Origin of the sequence: Nostoc sp. (assembly GCF_036917615.1) — a bacterium.
GTDB lineage: Bacteria > Cyanobacteriota > Cyanobacteriia > Cyanobacteriales > Nostocaceae > Nostoc.
Map to the genome: position 1 here is coordinate 181304 of NZ_JBALCZ010000092.1, position 16605 is coordinate 197908.

General features: G+C 45.0%; 10 protein-coding genes and 1 pseudogene. 2 read left to right on the forward strand and 9 right to left on the reverse strand.

What is annotated here, in order from left to right:
• Positions 1–46 precede the first annotated feature (46 nt).
• The 8 genes and pseudogenes from V7K85_RS35010 to V7K85_RS35045 all read right to left on the reverse strand — a co-directional run bounded on the left by V7K85_RS35010 (position 47) and on the right by V7K85_RS35045 (position 13278).
• Positions 47–2548 carry an S-layer family protein gene (locus V7K85_RS35010; protein ID WP_334821082.1) on the reverse strand — a complete coding sequence of 834 codons (2502 nt, stop codon included), beginning with the start codon at positions 2546–2548 and terminating at the stop codon, positions 47–49.
• A gap of 64 nt (positions 2549–2612) precedes the next feature.
• Positions 2613–5093: an S-layer family protein gene (locus V7K85_RS35015; protein ID WP_334821142.1), complete on the reverse strand. Its 2481-nt coding sequence runs from the start codon at positions 5091–5093 to the stop codon at positions 2613–2615.
• A 66-nt stretch (positions 5094–5159) separates the two neighbouring features.
• A complete protein-coding gene (locus V7K85_RS35020) occupies positions 5160–6389 on the reverse strand; it encodes an S-layer family protein (protein ID WP_334821084.1) in 1230 nt (409 codons plus the stop codon).
• Complete coding sequence (locus tag V7K85_RS35025) at positions 6343–7368, reverse strand: filamentous hemagglutinin N-terminal domain-containing protein (RefSeq protein WP_334821087.1); 1026 nt, start codon at positions 7366–7368, stop codon at positions 6343–6345. The genes V7K85_RS35020 and V7K85_RS35025 overlap by 47 nt, the downstream gene beginning before the upstream one ends.
• A gap of 104 nt (positions 7369–7472) precedes the next feature.
• Complete coding sequence (locus V7K85_RS35030; RefSeq protein ID WP_334821089.1) at positions 7473–9908, reverse strand: two-partner secretion domain-containing protein; 2436 nt, start codon at positions 9906–9908, stop codon at positions 7473–7475.
• A 532-nt stretch (positions 9909–10440) separates the two neighbouring features.
• Positions 10441–10765: pseudogene (locus V7K85_RS35035) on the reverse strand (two-partner secretion domain-containing protein); the annotation flags it as partial.
• A gap of 132 nt (positions 10766–10897) precedes the next feature.
• Entirely contained in the window at positions 10898–12697 is a 1800-nt protein-coding gene (locus V7K85_RS35040; RefSeq protein WP_334821091.1) for a ShlB/FhaC/HecB family hemolysin secretion/activation protein, read from the reverse strand.
• A gap of 368 nt (positions 12698–13065) precedes the next feature.
• The gene (locus V7K85_RS35045) at positions 13066–13278 is read right to left on the reverse strand and encodes a hypothetical protein (RefSeq protein WP_334821147.1); all 213 of its coding nucleotides are present in this window, start codon (positions 13276–13278) and stop codon (positions 13066–13068) included.
• A gap of 260 nt (positions 13279–13538) precedes the next feature.
• Here V7K85_RS35045 and V7K85_RS35050 point away from each other — a divergent pair, with 260 nt between their 5' ends.
• Complete coding sequence (locus tag V7K85_RS35050; RefSeq protein WP_334821093.1) at positions 13539–14708, forward strand: substrate-binding domain-containing protein; 1170 nt, start codon at positions 13539–13541, stop codon at positions 14706–14708.
• 94 nt (positions 14709–14802) lie between these two features.
• On the opposite strand, the gene V7K85_RS35055 is transcribed toward V7K85_RS35050, so the two are convergent.
• Positions 14803–15051: a hypothetical protein gene (locus V7K85_RS35055; RefSeq protein ID WP_334821095.1), complete on the reverse strand. Its 249-nt coding sequence runs from the start codon at positions 15049–15051 to the stop codon at positions 14803–14805.
• A gap of 253 nt (positions 15052–15304) precedes the next feature.
• Between V7K85_RS35055 and nifH the strand changes: the two genes are divergently transcribed.
• Positions 15305–16273 carry a nitrogenase iron protein gene (nifH, locus tag V7K85_RS35060; protein ID WP_334821098.1) on the forward strand — a complete coding sequence of 323 codons (969 nt, stop codon included), beginning with the start codon at positions 15305–15307 and terminating at the stop codon, positions 16271–16273.
• Positions 16274–16605 lie beyond the last annotated feature (332 nt).

Here is a 16605-nt window from a genome sequence, read left to right on the forward strand (position 1 = left end):
GTGCTTAGGTTTCCCAAAATGGAACTGTTGCTAACTTTATTTGTTGTTAATTCTTAGCTGAAGCAGCACAGGTTAATGGTTGCTGCACATAGCTAGGAGATGGAGCTGCTATTAATTCAATTTTGCCATCAGCGTTACGATGCCAAGATGTAGCTTGTACAAGAACCTCTGAAGATGCGGGTATTTGTGCTGCCACTTCGCCTGTTTTGCGGTATGTAGAGATATCGCGTACATCATCCCAAGTGCGATCGCTCGTCACTTGTTGATTGGGATTTTCCGGCACACCACCCCGTCCCGTTGCGACAAAACTACTACCAGAATTATCAGAACAACCTGTAGCAATTTGTTGTGAGGGGTCTGTTAAGTTTACGGGTAATTCGACTAAACCAGAACTAGGGTCAACTCCAAAATTATTAATATTTACTGTACCGTTAACACCAAATTGGGAACTAGCGGTGATGTCGTTTTCTGGGGTGAGGTGATCGCGGTATTTGAGTCCAAATATGCCTTGGGCAGTGATGTTGATGTTGCCGCCATTACCCTTAAAAGCATTGGCAATGATATCGCTATTTTCTAAACCAACAATTACTGGAGCATTGATGGTGATGTTGCCGCCATTGCCGATTCCGTTTGCGGTAGTGGTGATGGTGCTATTATGTCGCAGGAACAGTAACTCTTTCAGGTTAAGGGTAATATTGCCACCCTCGCCAGATTTGGTTGCACCCGTAATTACACCTTGATGATTAAGTATCACCCGATCAGCATTAATTTGCAGATTTCCGGCATTCCCTTCTCCCTGATTATCAACCCCAATGATCGCGCGATCGCTCACCTGTAACCGTGGGGTACTTAAAATTAATGCTCCAGCATTCCCTGTGGGAAAGGACGGTAAACCATAAGCTTGGCGCTGAATTTCAGGTAACAATTCTGCTTTAGCTACAATCCGACTCGGTTGAGCAGAGGCAAATGCAATGCCGTTGATTGTCATACCTTCTGTTGCCGAGATTGTGATATCTCCACTATTACCACTTGCTAAGGTACTCGTGCCAATACCACCTCCATCCAGCATCATTATTTGAGGTGCTGTCGCGATCAAGTTTCCCCCATTACCTCGATTCAGAGTGGTTGTTGATATTGCACTGGTTCTAAAAATAATCGGATTTTCTCCAATAGCTTCAATTCTTTCAGTGGCATTCAGGGTGATATTGCCGCTTAATCCGGTTCCAGCTGTAAGGTTTAAAATACTGGCTCCATTGGCAAGCCTCAATTGCTTGCTCTCCATTGTGAGATTCCCACCAGCTCCATCCGCCAGAGTGGCCGCTCCAATTGCAGTAGCAACGGTTGGATCGATGGCAGACCAACCATCCAAATCAATAGAATCTAGCACTTTGATGGTCATATTACCACCTGCCCCAGCACTAAAGGTTTTTGTGGTAATGACTCCACCATCTTGCACTTGTAACTGTTGGGCAGAAACCATCAGATTGCTTCCGGTGCCAGTCCCAAGGTTCTCGGCAATAAGTAAGTTATTCGGAAATCCGTAGGTTCCCACTTGCCGCATCTCTAACAGACCACTGGCATTGATGACTAAATCACCCAGTGCTGCCCCGCCCAAATTTTGTAATCGGGCAACAGAACCCTCTAACAAACTGATATTTCTACCTTGCAGATGCACAGACCCCGCTGGAGCGCCACTGGCATCAACTAGAGCTTGTTGTGACAGACGGATGTCAGCAAATTGCTGAACGTTGCCATAGTCGAAATTCCATCGGGGGAATCGGGTGTTGATACCGACGCTGCCGCTACTGAGACTGCCTAGTTCAATCTGTCCTGAAGGTGCAACTAATATACCGCCTTCTAGGGCGATCGCGCCGCCGATCAGCGCCAGAGTATTCCCAGGTCTAACTCCTAAGCCAGTAGGGGTGTTCTGCTGAATAATCGGGGAATAAAATGAAGGTTGAGCCAAACGATGCCCCGTTCCCTGTACGGTTATTGCCCCTGGATTTGACCCCATTTGCAAGCCAATTGGTATCTTAATAGTGAGTAGGGGATTGGAGAGGTGAGATTGGGCAGAAAATTCTATACCGTCAGAAAATTTGATGCTGTTGGCGGTGGTTCCTACAAACGACCCACCAATATCCAAACGGGCATTTTCCCCAAACACAATTCCCGCAGGATTGATCAAAAACAAACTTACTGGATTACTACTATTAAGCGTGCGAATTAACCCATCAATATTAGAAACATTTCCACCTGTAACCCGATTAAATATGGTAGTAATATTTGGCATGTTAATTAAATCAAAGCTAGCGGAACCACCCGTCGGCACCGAAAAATTACTGAAGCTATGAAATAAATTATTACCTTTTTCTATACCATTAAGAATTATAAAATTATTACCGTTTGGGTTGACAATGGTATTAGTTGTACTATCAGATGTTACCTGAGCTATGGCTGGTAGTACCAGAGCGGAACTTAAGAACCCGGTTGTGAGTGTAGATAGAAATGAGTTCAGCCAGAGGCTTTTTGTTTTGGGAATAGCCTTCATGCTAAAATCCTCGCTTTATTCCGATGCTGTTAGAGTTCCCTAAATGGCACGATTGATAACATGATTAACTTTTAGGGACAGCAGCACAGCTTAAAGATGATTGCACCTGAGTAGAGGATTTATCTGCAACTAACTCAACTTTGCCTTGGGCATTGCGATGCCAGGAAGTAGCTGGGATAAGAGTCTCTGGGAGTGGTAGTATTTGTACTGTCACTTCGCCTGTTTTGCGGTATTCAGAGAGATCGCGGATATCAGACCAAGTGCGTAGGTGTAGCCCGTCGTAGACATCGCTCCTCACTTCCTGTGCTGGATTTTGCGGCACACCACCCCGTCCCGTTGCCACAAAACTACTACCATTTTTATTCGCACAACCTGTAGCAATTTGCTGCGATGGATCAGTTACATTCTCTGGTAATTGCACTAAACCAGAGTTGGGGTCAACATCAGAGCTAGTAATTTGCACGTTTCCGTTGACCCCAAACTGGGAACTGGCGGTGATATCATTTTCTGTTGTGAGTTGGGGGCGAAACTTCAGCCCAAAGATGCCCTGCGTCGTGATTTGGATATTGCCCCCCTGACCATTCACGGCATTGGCAATAATATCGCTATTTTCAAAGCCAGCAATAATTGGTGCATTTATTGTAATGTTGCCACCTTTACCGCTTCCTCCCGCCGTAGTGGTAATGATACTTTGATGGCGCAGCAAAAGAAGTTTTCCGAGGTTCAGCGTGATATCACCTCCCTTACCCGATGCGGTTGTAGCCGTGACTATACCTTGTCGGTCAAGCATGACACGATCGGCATTGATGATTAACTGTCCTGCATTCCCGCTCCCTTGATTTTCGACTCCCACAATGCCGCGATCGCTAACATACAAGAGCGGTGTATTCAGTAAAACACCTCCGGCATTCCCAGTGAGAGGAAAAGCAATATTAAAAATTCTTCCATTCGGAGTGTTAGCAGCTGAGGCGAGTCTGCTCTGACGACCGCTGATCGAATTCACCCCACTGACTTCGACGCGATCTAGCGCGGTGACGCTGATTCTACCATTATTCCCAGCAGCAACGGTAGTAGCATTTACAACACCCCCATCGCGCAGCGTCAGCCTGGAAGTCGTAATATTGAGATTGCCACCATTCCCTTGGTTAAAGGCAATAGAACTAATCGCACTCGGAATGCGAGCCAGGGGGTTTTCTCCAATCAATTCAATCGAGTCATTGGCATGAACCGTAACATCCCCTGCCGCCGCTTTGCTTAATGGAGTATTGGTAATTACAGCACCATTGGTCACCCTTAGTTGATTGGTTGAAACTCTAATATCACCTCCCCTTGCAGACCCGAAAGTTTTCTCACTGATGGCACTAGCCAGACTCGGATCTACAGCAGACCATCCCTCTAACGTTGTCAGACCTGAGACATTCACGCTGATGTTGCCACCAATCCCCGCACCAAAGGTTCTCGCAGCAATTTCGCCACCGTCTTGAATCTGCAATTTTTGGGCAGAGACCAGAATGTTGTTGCCGTTGCCACTCCCTAAATTGTCGCTAATCAATTGACTGTTCGCAAACCCATAAACTCCTGTTTGCCCCAGGACTAATGTCCCACTCGCATTAACCACCAAATTGCCTAATCCTGCACTGCCAAAATTTTCTAGAAGGGCAACAGACCCTTCTAACACGCTAATATTCTGTCCTTGGAACCGTAGTGATCCTGCCGGTGAACCACTTGCATTAACGAGTGCTTGCTGGGACAAATGAATATTTGCAAATTGGGATATATTGCTATAGTCAAACTTCCATCGGTCGGATGTCGTGTTGATGTCCACAATCCCTGCCTTGCTACTGCTAAGTTCAATTTGTCCCGAAGGTGCCACAAGAACCCCACCGACTAAGTTGATTTCTCCGCCAATCAGGGCAAGGATATTATCGGGTTGCACCGCTAATCCGACTGGATTGCTGCTCTGATTTATCGGTGTTACAAGTCCTCTAGTTAACCGATGTCCGGTGTTTTGCACCGTGATCGCCCCTGGATTTTGCCCCATTTGTAAGCCGATCGGCACACTAATGGTTAACAAAGGTGTGCCCGTCAGATTTGTCGCACTAAACTCTGTCCCATCAGCAAACTTAATACTATTCGCCGTCGTCCCCACAAATGAGCCGCCAATATTCAAGCTGGCATTTTTACCAAACACAATCCCCGCAGGATTCATTAAAAATAAACTCACCGGATTGGTACTATTGAGCGTGCTAATTAACCCATCAATCTTGGAAACATTTCCACCTGTAACCCGACTGAAGATGGTAGTAATATTTGGTGTGTTAATTAAATTGAATGTCGCTGAACCACCAGTTGGCACAGAGAAATTATTGAAGCTATGAAATAAATTGTTACCTTTTTCAATCCCGTTAAGAATATTAAAATTATTACCGTTTGGGTTGACAGTGGTGTTAGTTGTACCATCGGATGTCACCTGAGCGATCGCTGATCGCATTATCCCTGGAGTTAATAACCCACTTAATATAAATAGAAAGGGTACGACTCTCATCACCAAGAAATTTCCTTTACCTGATTTCAAGTTAGAGTTCCCTAAATGGGATGATTGATAACATCATTACTTTTTGGTAACAGCAGCACAGGTTAATGGTTGCTGTAAGTGTGTGGGAGAATGAGCCGCAATTAACTCAACTTTGCCCTGTGCGTTGCGATGCCAAGTTGTAGCTTCGACGAGAACTTTTGGGGATGGAGGCGTTTGGGCAGTGCCAGCACTGGTTTTTCGGTAAGCAGACAAATCTCGCAGATCATCCCAAGTGCGTAGGTGTAGCCCGTCGTAGACATCGCTCGTCAATTGCTGATTAGGATTTTGCGGTATTCCACCCCGTCCCGTTGCCACAAACCGACTGCCTTGATGACTCGCGCAACCTGTGGCAATTTGCTGCGATGGATCAACTAAATTGCCGGGGAGTTGGATCAACCCGGAATTGGGATCGACATCAGGGCTAGTAATTTGGACATTACCGTTAACTCCAAATTCCGAACTGGCAGTGATATCATTTTCAGAAGTAAGTCGAGGACGATATTTTAGACCAAAGATCCCCTGAGTGGAAATTTGAATATTGCCGCCCTTGCCCTCAAAAGCGTTGGCAATAATATCGCTATTTTCTAACCCGACGATCAGGGGAGTATTAATAGTGATATTGCCACCGTTTCCATTGCCACCTGCTTTCGTTGTGATCGTACTGCCATGACGGAGCAGGAGGAGGTTTGCAACATCTAAATTGATATCGCCACCTTGTCCAGAGGCGGTGCTTGCCCGAATCCGACCGTTATCCAAAGAAACTTGATCTGCTTGGATACTTAACTGTCCAGCATTACCCGTCCCAGAGTTAGTCAGGTTTACATAAGCATCATCGCGCACTGTGAGGCGCTTTGTGGTGATGCTTAACCTACCCGCATTTCCCGTAGGAGCATCCGGTAAACCATAAAATTGCCTGGCAGTCTTATCTATAATGGGTGCGCTAGCTGCGATCGCAGAACTCAAGATATTCTTCCCTTCGATCAAAATATCATTTGCCTGGATAGTTAATGCGCCTGCATTGCCTGTGGCTTGGGTGATTGTGCTGATTGATGCACCATCTTGGATGACTAAGTGATTGGTTTGAATTGTCACATCCCTAGCTATACCATTGCCTAATGTATTGGTTCCCAGAACAGTCGGAGCTTTTGTGAACTGATTTATACCAGTGAGGGTTAGGCGATCTGCTACATTCACGGTGACGTTGCCACCATTTCCTAAATTATTCCTGATTGACAATCCAAGCGCTGGGAGCTTGAGCCTTGGCATTGACTCCACCCAAAGAGAGCGATCGCGCTGCTGAAACTGTGATATTTCCCCCCTGTCCATTACCCGTAGTTGCACCAGCAATTTGAGATTGATTCAAGGTAATATCCCTACGTACGACTTGAATACCGCCAGTAGTATTACTGATGGGGTTGGGATTCCACAGGGAGGAGCGGTTGGTAAAGTTGATCTCTCCCAAATCTGGCGCTTGGGTGTATCCCAGTTGCCAACCCGTGGCAATGGGGGTGAGGCTGACTGTACCGCTACCTACTGCACCCACTTCAATCCTTCCAATCGGAGCAGTAATCACGCCGCCATCAAAATTGACATCACCGCCGACAAGAGCAAGTGTTTGTCCGGGAGTGGCGATTATCCCCAATTTCTTGGTGGGAACAATGCCATCATTACCCCTACCTTGTACTTGAATCGTTCCCCTGGCTTGACCAAATTGCAACCCTATGGGTACGCTTATTGTCAGTAAAGCTGATGGTAAAGGCATTTTGTTGCTACTGAATATTGCGCCATTGGCAAATTTAATCCTGTCGGCGGTTGTGCCAATAAATGAGCCGCCGATATTCAGTTGAGCATTAGCACCAAAGATTAAACCATTAGGATTGACCAAAAACAAACTTACAGGGTTGTTGCTGTTGATGGTTTGAATCAGTCCATCAATTTTGGAAACACTGCCACCAGTGACACGGCTGAAGATGGTGGAGATATTGGGCGTGTTGATTAAATTAAAGGTGGCTGAACCACTGGTGGGAACAAAAAATTGTTGGAAGCTGTGAAATAAATTACTGTTTGCGGGACTACCGTTAATGATCGTGAAGTGGTTGCCACTTTGAGAGACAGTGGTGTTGAGAGTACCGTCGGGAGTTACCTGAGTGATCGCACTGTTACACCAACAGAAGATTGCCCCCAATGGTAGTAGGATCTTACAGATTCTCTTGCTTATACCAAACCCAACAGAGGTTAGTTTCATCACCTAATTTCCATTGATATCTATGGAGCTAGGATTCCCTAAATGGTATTAAATATCACATTAATTAACTTTTGGAGTGCGATCGGCGATCGCATTGCACAAGTTTAATTTGGCACAGCCGTGCAGGTGAGCGACGGCTGTATATTATTTCCGACAGAGGGAGCGGCAATTAATTCAATTTTGCCGTCATCACGGCGATGCCAAGCTATGGCTTGAAGTAGGACATTTGAGGATGGGGGTATTTGAGTCGTGATATTGCTAGTTTTGCGGTATGCTGATAAGTCGCGCAGGTCATCCCAAGTGTGATCGCTGGTTACTTGCTGATTGGGATTTTGCGGTATTCCACCCCGTCCCGTTGCCACAAAGCGACTGCCTTGAGTATCAGAACAACCTGTGACAATTTGCTGAGATGGATCGGTAACATTTGCTGGCAGTTTTACTAAACCGGAATTTGGATCGACGCCGATGGTATTGACTTGAACCGTGCCGCTAACCCCAAATTGGGAACTAGCAGTGATGTCATTGTCTGGTGTCAGTTGAGGACGAAACTTCAGTCCGAAAAGCCCTTGTGTGGCAATTTGAATATTACCCCCACGTCCTCGCAGTGCATTAGCAATAATGTTGCTGTTTTCTAATCCAGCGACGATCGGTGCATTGATACTGATGTTACCTCCATTACCATTACCGCCTGCTGTGGCAGTAATATTGCTGTGATCGCACATCAGCAACAACTTACCAACTTGTAAGCTGATGTTGCCACCATTACCAGATTCTGTCTGTGCTTGGATTAAGCCTTGATTTTGCAATTGGATGTTATCTGCGGTGATATTCAGATTGCCACCATTGCCACTACCTTGACTGGTAACACTCACAGTACCGCCATCCGTCAATATTAGACTGGGTGTAGTAAGGCTAACACTACCTGCGTTTGCCGTAATTATATCCGGTAAGCGCAAGAACTGACGCAATTGTGGACTTAAACGGATAACAGATGAGTTGATGCTACTGTGACTGTTAGGACTGCGACCACCAATTGCGATCGCCTCTCTAGCATTGATGCTGACATTTCCTGCATTCCCAGCAAAAAATGATAATGAACCAACTGTTCCTCCATTTGAGATTTGTAACTTCCCAGTATCTAGTATCAAATCTTTTGTATTTCCGGTGGCGAAGCTAGTGATATTAATGTTACTAGGAATTTCAAAAGGGCTTTCCCCCATAACTATGGTATTTTGATTGCGAATTGTCACCTTACCACTAGAGCCACTGCCATATGTATATGAAGACAATGAAGCTCCACCAGATATTGCCAAACTATCCCCATTAATGAAGATATCACCTGCTGACCCAGTACCGTATGTGCCAGTGGTAATGTTTGTCACGCCAGTACGATTGAAGCCGGATATTTCTATTGCTGCCGCTTCAATCTGAATATTGCCACTGTCTGCTACTCCGTATCCTAAGTTACCGATCACTGAACCCTGTTGGAGTGTCAACTGGGGAGTGATGATACTGATATTCCCACCAGTTCCGATGCTCAAGGCTTCACTGCTAATCCCACCCCCAATTGTGGTATCGGATGCGCCAAGGATCTCAATGGCTTTTGATGCTTGAAAACGAATGTCTCCACCCGCAAGATTGCCATAATTCTGCGCTAAAACTAACGAACCATCGCTCAAGCGAATATTTCGTCCCTGAAGCTGAACTGAACCGGCATTTACTCCACTGACATCTAATAGTGACTTTTGTGCTAGTTGAATGTCACCAAAGCTTTGCCCGTTGCCATACTCCAATTTATAGCCCTGAGTGGTTGGCACTAAACTAACTAATCCTGAACCTCCCAGGCTACCTAATTCTATATGCCCTGTTTCCGCACTCAGGGTAGCGCCATCGAGATTCAGATTACCACCCACCAACGCCAGAGTTTTTGTTGCCTGTACTTGCAATCTTGTTGGGCTAGGATTGCGAATCACAGGAGTAAAACCACTCTTGATATCTAAATGTCCTGTACCTTGGACTTGTATTGGTGAAGGATTATTACCCAGTTGCAGTCCAATGGGAACATTAATACTTAGTAATGCGTTAGCTTGGGGATTAATGGCGCTAAATTCAGTCCCATCAGCAAATTTGATGCTGTTAGCTGTCGTGCTAATAAACGAACCACCGATATTTAATTTGGCATTAGCACCAAAAAGAATCCCATTGGGATTAAGCAAAAATAGATTGGCGCTACCGTTGGCTGTAATTAATCCATCAATATGAGAAACATTGCCCCCAGTCACACGACTAAAAATATTTTGCACATCTGCGGCATTGTTGAAAGATGCAGAACCATTGCTAGGAATAGAGAATTGACTGAAGCTGTGAAACAGGTTGTTGCCGGCACGATTGCCGTTGGTAATGGTGAAGTTATTGCCGCTTTGAGAAACTGTGGTATTGAGAGTGCCATCGGAAATTACTTGAGCATTTGCACAACTACTCCAAATCCCACATATTAACACTCCACCAATCAAACCAAACCTAGCAGAAATTACTTTCACACCTCGTCTCCATTTTGATCTGTCTACTTAGGTTTCCCAAAATGGAATTGTTGCTAACTTTATTTGTGGTTAACTCTTAGCTGAAGCAGCACAGGTTAATGGTTGCTGCACATAGGTGGGAGAATGAGACGCAATTAACTCAACTTTGCCCTGTGCCAGAGTTTTGCCAGTTTGCACTTGCAATCCACTAATGCCTATATTTAATCCCGAAACGCTGCTTATGGGAAAAAAACTGAGAGTACTAGACCTCTTGCAAAAGTGCTTTTTGCACTCTTGTGATCAAAGGGACTCATGTTAAAGGAGAAGGTGGGGCCCCTCTGGGGATAAGGGGCGGAGGAAAATACAAAAACCTTTCCCCTTTCCCCTTACCCTTTTCCCGACTTATGCAAGAAGTCTAATGTTGCTGTAAAGTCCAGAGGGGCTTTCTCCGATCACTATGGTGTTGGTGTTGCGAATCGTCACTTTACCGCTAGAGCCACTGCCAAAGGTAGCCGAAGACAGTGAGCCACCGCCTGATATTAATAGACTATTGCCCGCCAATATTCAATTGAGCATTTGTCTGGAAAATAATCCCACTAGGATTGAGCAGAAACAGATTAGCGCTACCATTCATAAATTTGGGAAACACTACCGCCAGTGATGCGGCTGAAGATATTTTGAATATCTAAGGCGTTGTCGAAGAAAGCAGAGCCATTGGTAGGAACTGAGAATTGGCTAAAGCTGTGGAAGAGGTTGTTGCCAACTCGATTACCGTTGCTGATAGTGAAGTTATCACCACTTCGAGATACAGTAGTATTCAAAGTGTTATCGGGAATTACCTGAGCAGTTACAGAGCCGCACCAAAGTGACATTACCATCAACGGCACTATTCTACCGCACAGACCCAACCAAATAGAGGTCGCACTCATCGCCAAGCCTTTATTTATACTTTGTATTTAGGATGCCCAAAATGGTATTGTCTTCAACCATCAACTGGGCGATCGCCTCGATCAAAACGGCGAATACCGCACCGAGAAGTACAGCCCATTTTCCTGGAGCGATCGCCTTTCACCGTCCACCGAGATCAGGGGAATACCCCAATCTAGGCGGGCCAAGAAGTGATCATCCTGTTTCCACAACAGCCCTAACCCAATACTAACAAGCGTAGTCGGTGATGGATTTTCGCCCTTGACATTCCAGGCTTTGCCAACATCAATGAAGGGTGTCAGTTGCAGCACTCCACCAATCTTGGCAGCGCGGACAATGGGTACTCGAAATTCCGCTGAAAATAACAGGCCATTATCTGTGAGTAATGCGTCTTGGCGATAGCCCCGCACACTTAGCTGTCCACCAAGACCAAATTGCTCCAAAGGTACTAAGGAATCCGGTGTGAATTGGAAATCGCCCCTAGCTAAAAATAGGGTATCTGGTGCTAATTGGCGTACCCACTGTGCCTGCCCCCGCCAAGCAAAAAAGCGGCTATCTGGTGCTTCCTCACTGACATTTGCACCAAACCAATCTAGCCCAAAGCTAAATTGCGATCGCAACGCAAACACTTGCTGATTGCTGCGTTGGGTATACTCTTGGAAAAAGCGTAGGGCAGAAATTTTAGTTCTTCCCTGTGCATCTGCACCGGGTGATAGTTGAAATGGACCAATATTATCAATGCCCAACGCTGTTTGGCTTGACTGGCGTGAGAACGATAGCCCTACCGCTAACTCTTGGGTTGGTTTTTGTACCAAAGGTTGTCGATAGCCCAATTCATAAGACTGGATGTCCGACTGAATATCAAGTACGCTAAATGGCCGTTCAATAACATGGTTCCACCCCTGGCTAAAATCAAAGGATAGGGTGCCATTGCGGGGATTGATCGGTAGTGTGTAATTAAGATTGATTGTATTACTACCATCGGTATTGGCGTATCCCACACTGAGCGTGTCGCCTAAGCCTAGTAAATTGGCTTCTTGTACATCTACTCCCCGGCGAAAACTGCCTACACTGGGCGAGCGTCCATTATCTAGGATTGTAGTCAGCTTGAAGGTATTTGCTTCTTCAACCTCGACTAATAATATATTGGTTCCTGGACGCACACCTGTCTGTAACTCGGCTGACAGGTTTTGAATGCGCGGATCGAGACGGAGTAGTTGGAGTTTTTCCAGCAGTCGTGGCACATTTAGGGGTGTTCCAGTACCAAGCTGGATGCGATCGCGAATGTATTGACTGTGCAATCGTCTATTACCGATAATCTTGATTTCTTGCACACTCCCTTCGATCACCTGAATTTTGATCACCCCAGCTTCTACTGTCTGCGGTGTAACCACAGCCCCCGTGGTTACATAGCCCTTATCAGTGTAGAGCTTCGTGATCGCATTTCTAACTTGCAGCAACTCCGCAAACGTCAGTTCCCGTCCGACAAAGGGATCTGTGACGGCGGCAAACTGTTCTGCTTTGAAAACTGTACTGCCAACAACGTCAATGCGATCTACCCGAAATCTGGCATTAGGGTCATTCTGCTCTAGAATCGGCTGATTTGGTAGTTTTGGGGATGGAAGCAATTGATTCTTGTCTGGTGGCTTGGACAGCACATCCGACGGTAACGGAGTCTCAGGAATATCCTCTAACCGACCTGAGGGTAATGTTTGAGGATTGGGAGTCTGGGCGTAGGCGTAGCCCGTCGTAGACATCGCATCCTGATAGCATAATACTGCTGCTATCACAAAGCTGAGTCTTATAAATCCAGCAAAAATCCTCAGTTTGCCCACGAACTTGCCGACCTCTGGCTGATTTCTAACCAAGGTTTTTCTAATCATTATTTGTAATTAAATAAATTACAGATTGAATATTTAATACTTGAGAAGTATAAGTAAATACCTAACAGGTACTATATCTAACTTAAATTCTTCTCGAAAAAAACAGTAATACTACTAGAGTTGTCGCTAAATAAGACCTAACAGATGAAATGGAATTCTCAACTTATGGAGCCATGTAAGAATTCAGCTGTTTTAAACCTAGTTAGAGAGGCTTTCAAAATTGGCTTTGTCGTTTAGTCCAAACTTTATTTGCGATCAGCTCCGAAGTTCAGGTATTTTCCGAAGGTTTATTGAAAACATGAGTTTCGGACTTTTTTCGCAAACTGTTATATGACAATAACTTGAGCAATTTTCGCATGACCGAATCCTTACGGAGCCATTAAGTAGAAATTCCAGAGTCCGGTAGCAGTCAGCATGAAGCGATCGCCCAAATCATCAATGACTACAATAATTGGGGTTGCATTAATAATAGTGATGATTAGTGTTGTTTGGGATAAGAGGTATATCCTTATATATTTTGAACTGTTAGATAAATTAGGTTCTAGTAACTTTATTACCAATTTAATTGATAATAATTTCATGCTAGACAAATCCTCTGTTTATTGGAATTTGGGGTTTTTGAGCGATAATAGCAGGTAAAAAACAACCACCCGCAAAAATAATTTGCGCTTGGCAAGCAAATTGGCAATTTCTGTGATAGTCTATTTATATAGGGAATCAAGATAGCGAAAGCACAGTCATGTCGTCAAAGAGAAATCATATAAACTCAAAGACCACACTTTCGTCTTGACAAATGCAAGTTAAATCCGCTAAGGCTTTTAGAAACTAAGAGACAAAGCCAATGAAGCAGGAGAGTGACCTCCGTAATAACTTGAAGTCGATCAGAACTCGCTTAGGCATGAGCCAGCAAGATTTGGCTAACATCGCTAGTGTTACTCGTCAGACTATTAGTGGTGTAGAGTCGGGACAATATGCTCCCTCAGTTGCCATAACACTTCGCTTGGCCAAAGCGCTTGGCTGTCAAGTTGAGGATCTATTCTGGTTAGAGCGGGATTTACCTGAAATTGAAGCCGTTCTTGCCAAGCCTGTTCCCTGTGGTCAGCCGCTACGAGTCAGTCTGGCTCGCGTAGGAGGACAATGGATAGCTTATCCCTTGATTGGCAAAGATGCTTTTCGCCAAGATATGATTCCCGCTGATGGTGAAGCAGTTGCGGGGGTTCCCGCAAGATATCTAAAGGGTAAGGATAAGAGCCGGATAGGTACAGATAAAGTTCAAGTGCGGCTCCTAGACGATAATCTCGACACCCTTCACAACACAATTGTGATTGCTGGCTGTGCGCCTGTGATTTCACTATGGGCCAGAGCAACTGAACGTTGGCATCCCCAACTGCGAGTCCAATTTAACTTCGCCAACAGCATGGCTGCATTACATAGTCTATGCCGAGGTGAGGCGCACATCGCTGGGATGCATCTGTATGATCCTGAGACTGGTGAGTATAATACTCCCTTTGTTCGAGATGTTCTAGCTGGCAGGGAAGCAGTTTTGATTACCCTTGGTGTCTGGGAGGAGGGACTTTTGGTGAAGTCTGGTAACCCCAAGGGAATCAGAACAGTTACTGACTTAGTAGCAGGGGCGACTATTGTCAACCGCGAAATCGGTTCTGGCAGTCGTTTACTTTTGGAACAAACACTGCAAGAGCAGCAGATACCGTTCCATGCTATCCAAGGCTTTGACCATATTGTCAAAAATCACCAAGATGTCGCCCAAGCTGTAGGATTAGGAGTTGCCGATGCAGGTATTAGTACGGCATCTATAGCTACCGCCTTTGGGCTGGGATTCATTCCCCTGCATCAATCGAGATACGACTTAGTGATTCTCAAGGAATATCTAGAAGAAGCACCAGTACAGCAGTTGCTTAGTACTTTGGGACATCGGCTGGTTCACTCACAATTTGAAATTCTCGGCGGTTATGATATCAGCAAAATCGGGGAAGTTGTAGCGACTGTTTAGAGGGATTGCAATGCTTGGTTGGTTGTGTGGTTAAAGGAAAACTTGGCGTAAATTTAAATTCCTGCTGCAACCACTCTTTAGGTATGAGCAACCTTCAGGGGATTACAACAACCGATAATGCTGAAGAAAGGAGATATAGAGTTATGCCAATTCGTAATTCGTAATACTTGCCTTCTCTACGAGACGCTACGCGAACGGGGAGAAGCAAGCTACGTAATGACGCTGGCGGACTCGCTACCGTGACGCTAACGTAATTAATAAATTCGGATTGAATCTGGGTTTCCAGCTTGGAATCTGTAGCTTTCTTTTGTCCAATTGGTATTACTACCGCCAGAGAAATCATTTTAGTGAGCGGATGGTAATACTTGCAATATTCCTTGAGTGATGTCTTATCGCTCTAGCCATTAGTCATAAAAAAATAATGATTAATGGCCAACGAAAACTGACCAAAACTTGAATATGCTCTGGATTCGGACTCTTTTTGCTGTAGAACGAGCACCTCCAATGACGTTCTACACATAGTCACTGCTGTACCTTGAGAGCACAATCGCCTCATCAACTGACAGACCCACCAAACAATTACAGGAAAAATCATCATGTCCGACGAAAAAATTAGACAAATTGCTTTCTACGGTAAAGGTGGTATCGGTAAATCTACCACTTCCCAAAATACCCTTGCTGCTATGGCAGAAGTGGGTAAGCGGATTTTGATTGTGGGATGCGACCCGAAAGCTGACTCTACCCGTTTGATTCTGCACTGTAAAGCTCAAACCACCGTGTTGCACCTCGCTGCTGAACGAGGTGCTGTGGAAGATATCGAACTTGAAGAAGTAGTTATCAATGGTTTCCGAGATATCAAATGCGTGGAATCTGGTGGACCTGAACCTGGTGTAGGTTGCGCCGGTCGCGGGATCATCACTGCCATCAACTTCCTCGAAGAAAACGGCGCTTACTCAAATGTAGATTTCGTATCCTACGATGTGTTGGGCGACGTTGTGTGCGGTGGTTTCGCCATGCCAATTCGTGAAGGTAAAGCCCAAGAAATCTACATCGTTACCTCTGGTGAAATGATGGCGATGTTTGCTGCTAATAACATCTCTCGCGGTGTTCTCAAGTACGCTCATACTGGCGGCGTGCGCTTGGGAGGTCTAATTTGTAACAGTCGAAATACTGACAGAGAAGACGAACTGATTAGTACATTAGCGGCCAGATTGAGTACTCAGATGATTCACTTTGTTCCCCGCGACAACATCGTGCAACACGCAGAATTGCGCCGGATGACTGTCAACGAGTACGCACCCGATAGCAATCAAGCTAATCAATACCGGACATTAGCAGACAAGATTATCAACAATACAAATCTTGCCGTTCCCACACCGATTGAGATGGACGAGCTAGAAGATTTGTTGATTGAATTTGGTATTCTCGAAAGCGAAGAAAATGCTGCAAAACTGATCGGTGCTGCTAACGCTCAAGCAGATGGTGAGAAGAAGCTAGAAGATGCTGAAGGCGAAGCACTAGAAGCGCTGAAAAAAGGAAATGTAGAAATAGTTTCCGGTAGCTAGAAGAAGTAAGGTTTTTGTTCAGACTCAGGTGCTAAAGACAAAGTAAATATTAGGTGGGCGAGAATCGCCCACTCTCTCACAAATCCTTTAAAATGGAGGTAATAGAATAGCTAATCTTAACTTCTGCGTGTTTTTTCTTCACAGCCATAACACTAATACACTAACACTTACAGGGCAAGATTAATACTTTAATAGTCTAGTTCGTGTTTTTGTTTTCTCCTTCTCTAACCTAGTTGATGTTTATGTTTTAGGGGATGAGTAATTCTCTTTCTCATTCCCTTTTATTCCATGCTTTAGATACATAGTTAATCAATAAAATCCTATAAAAGCCT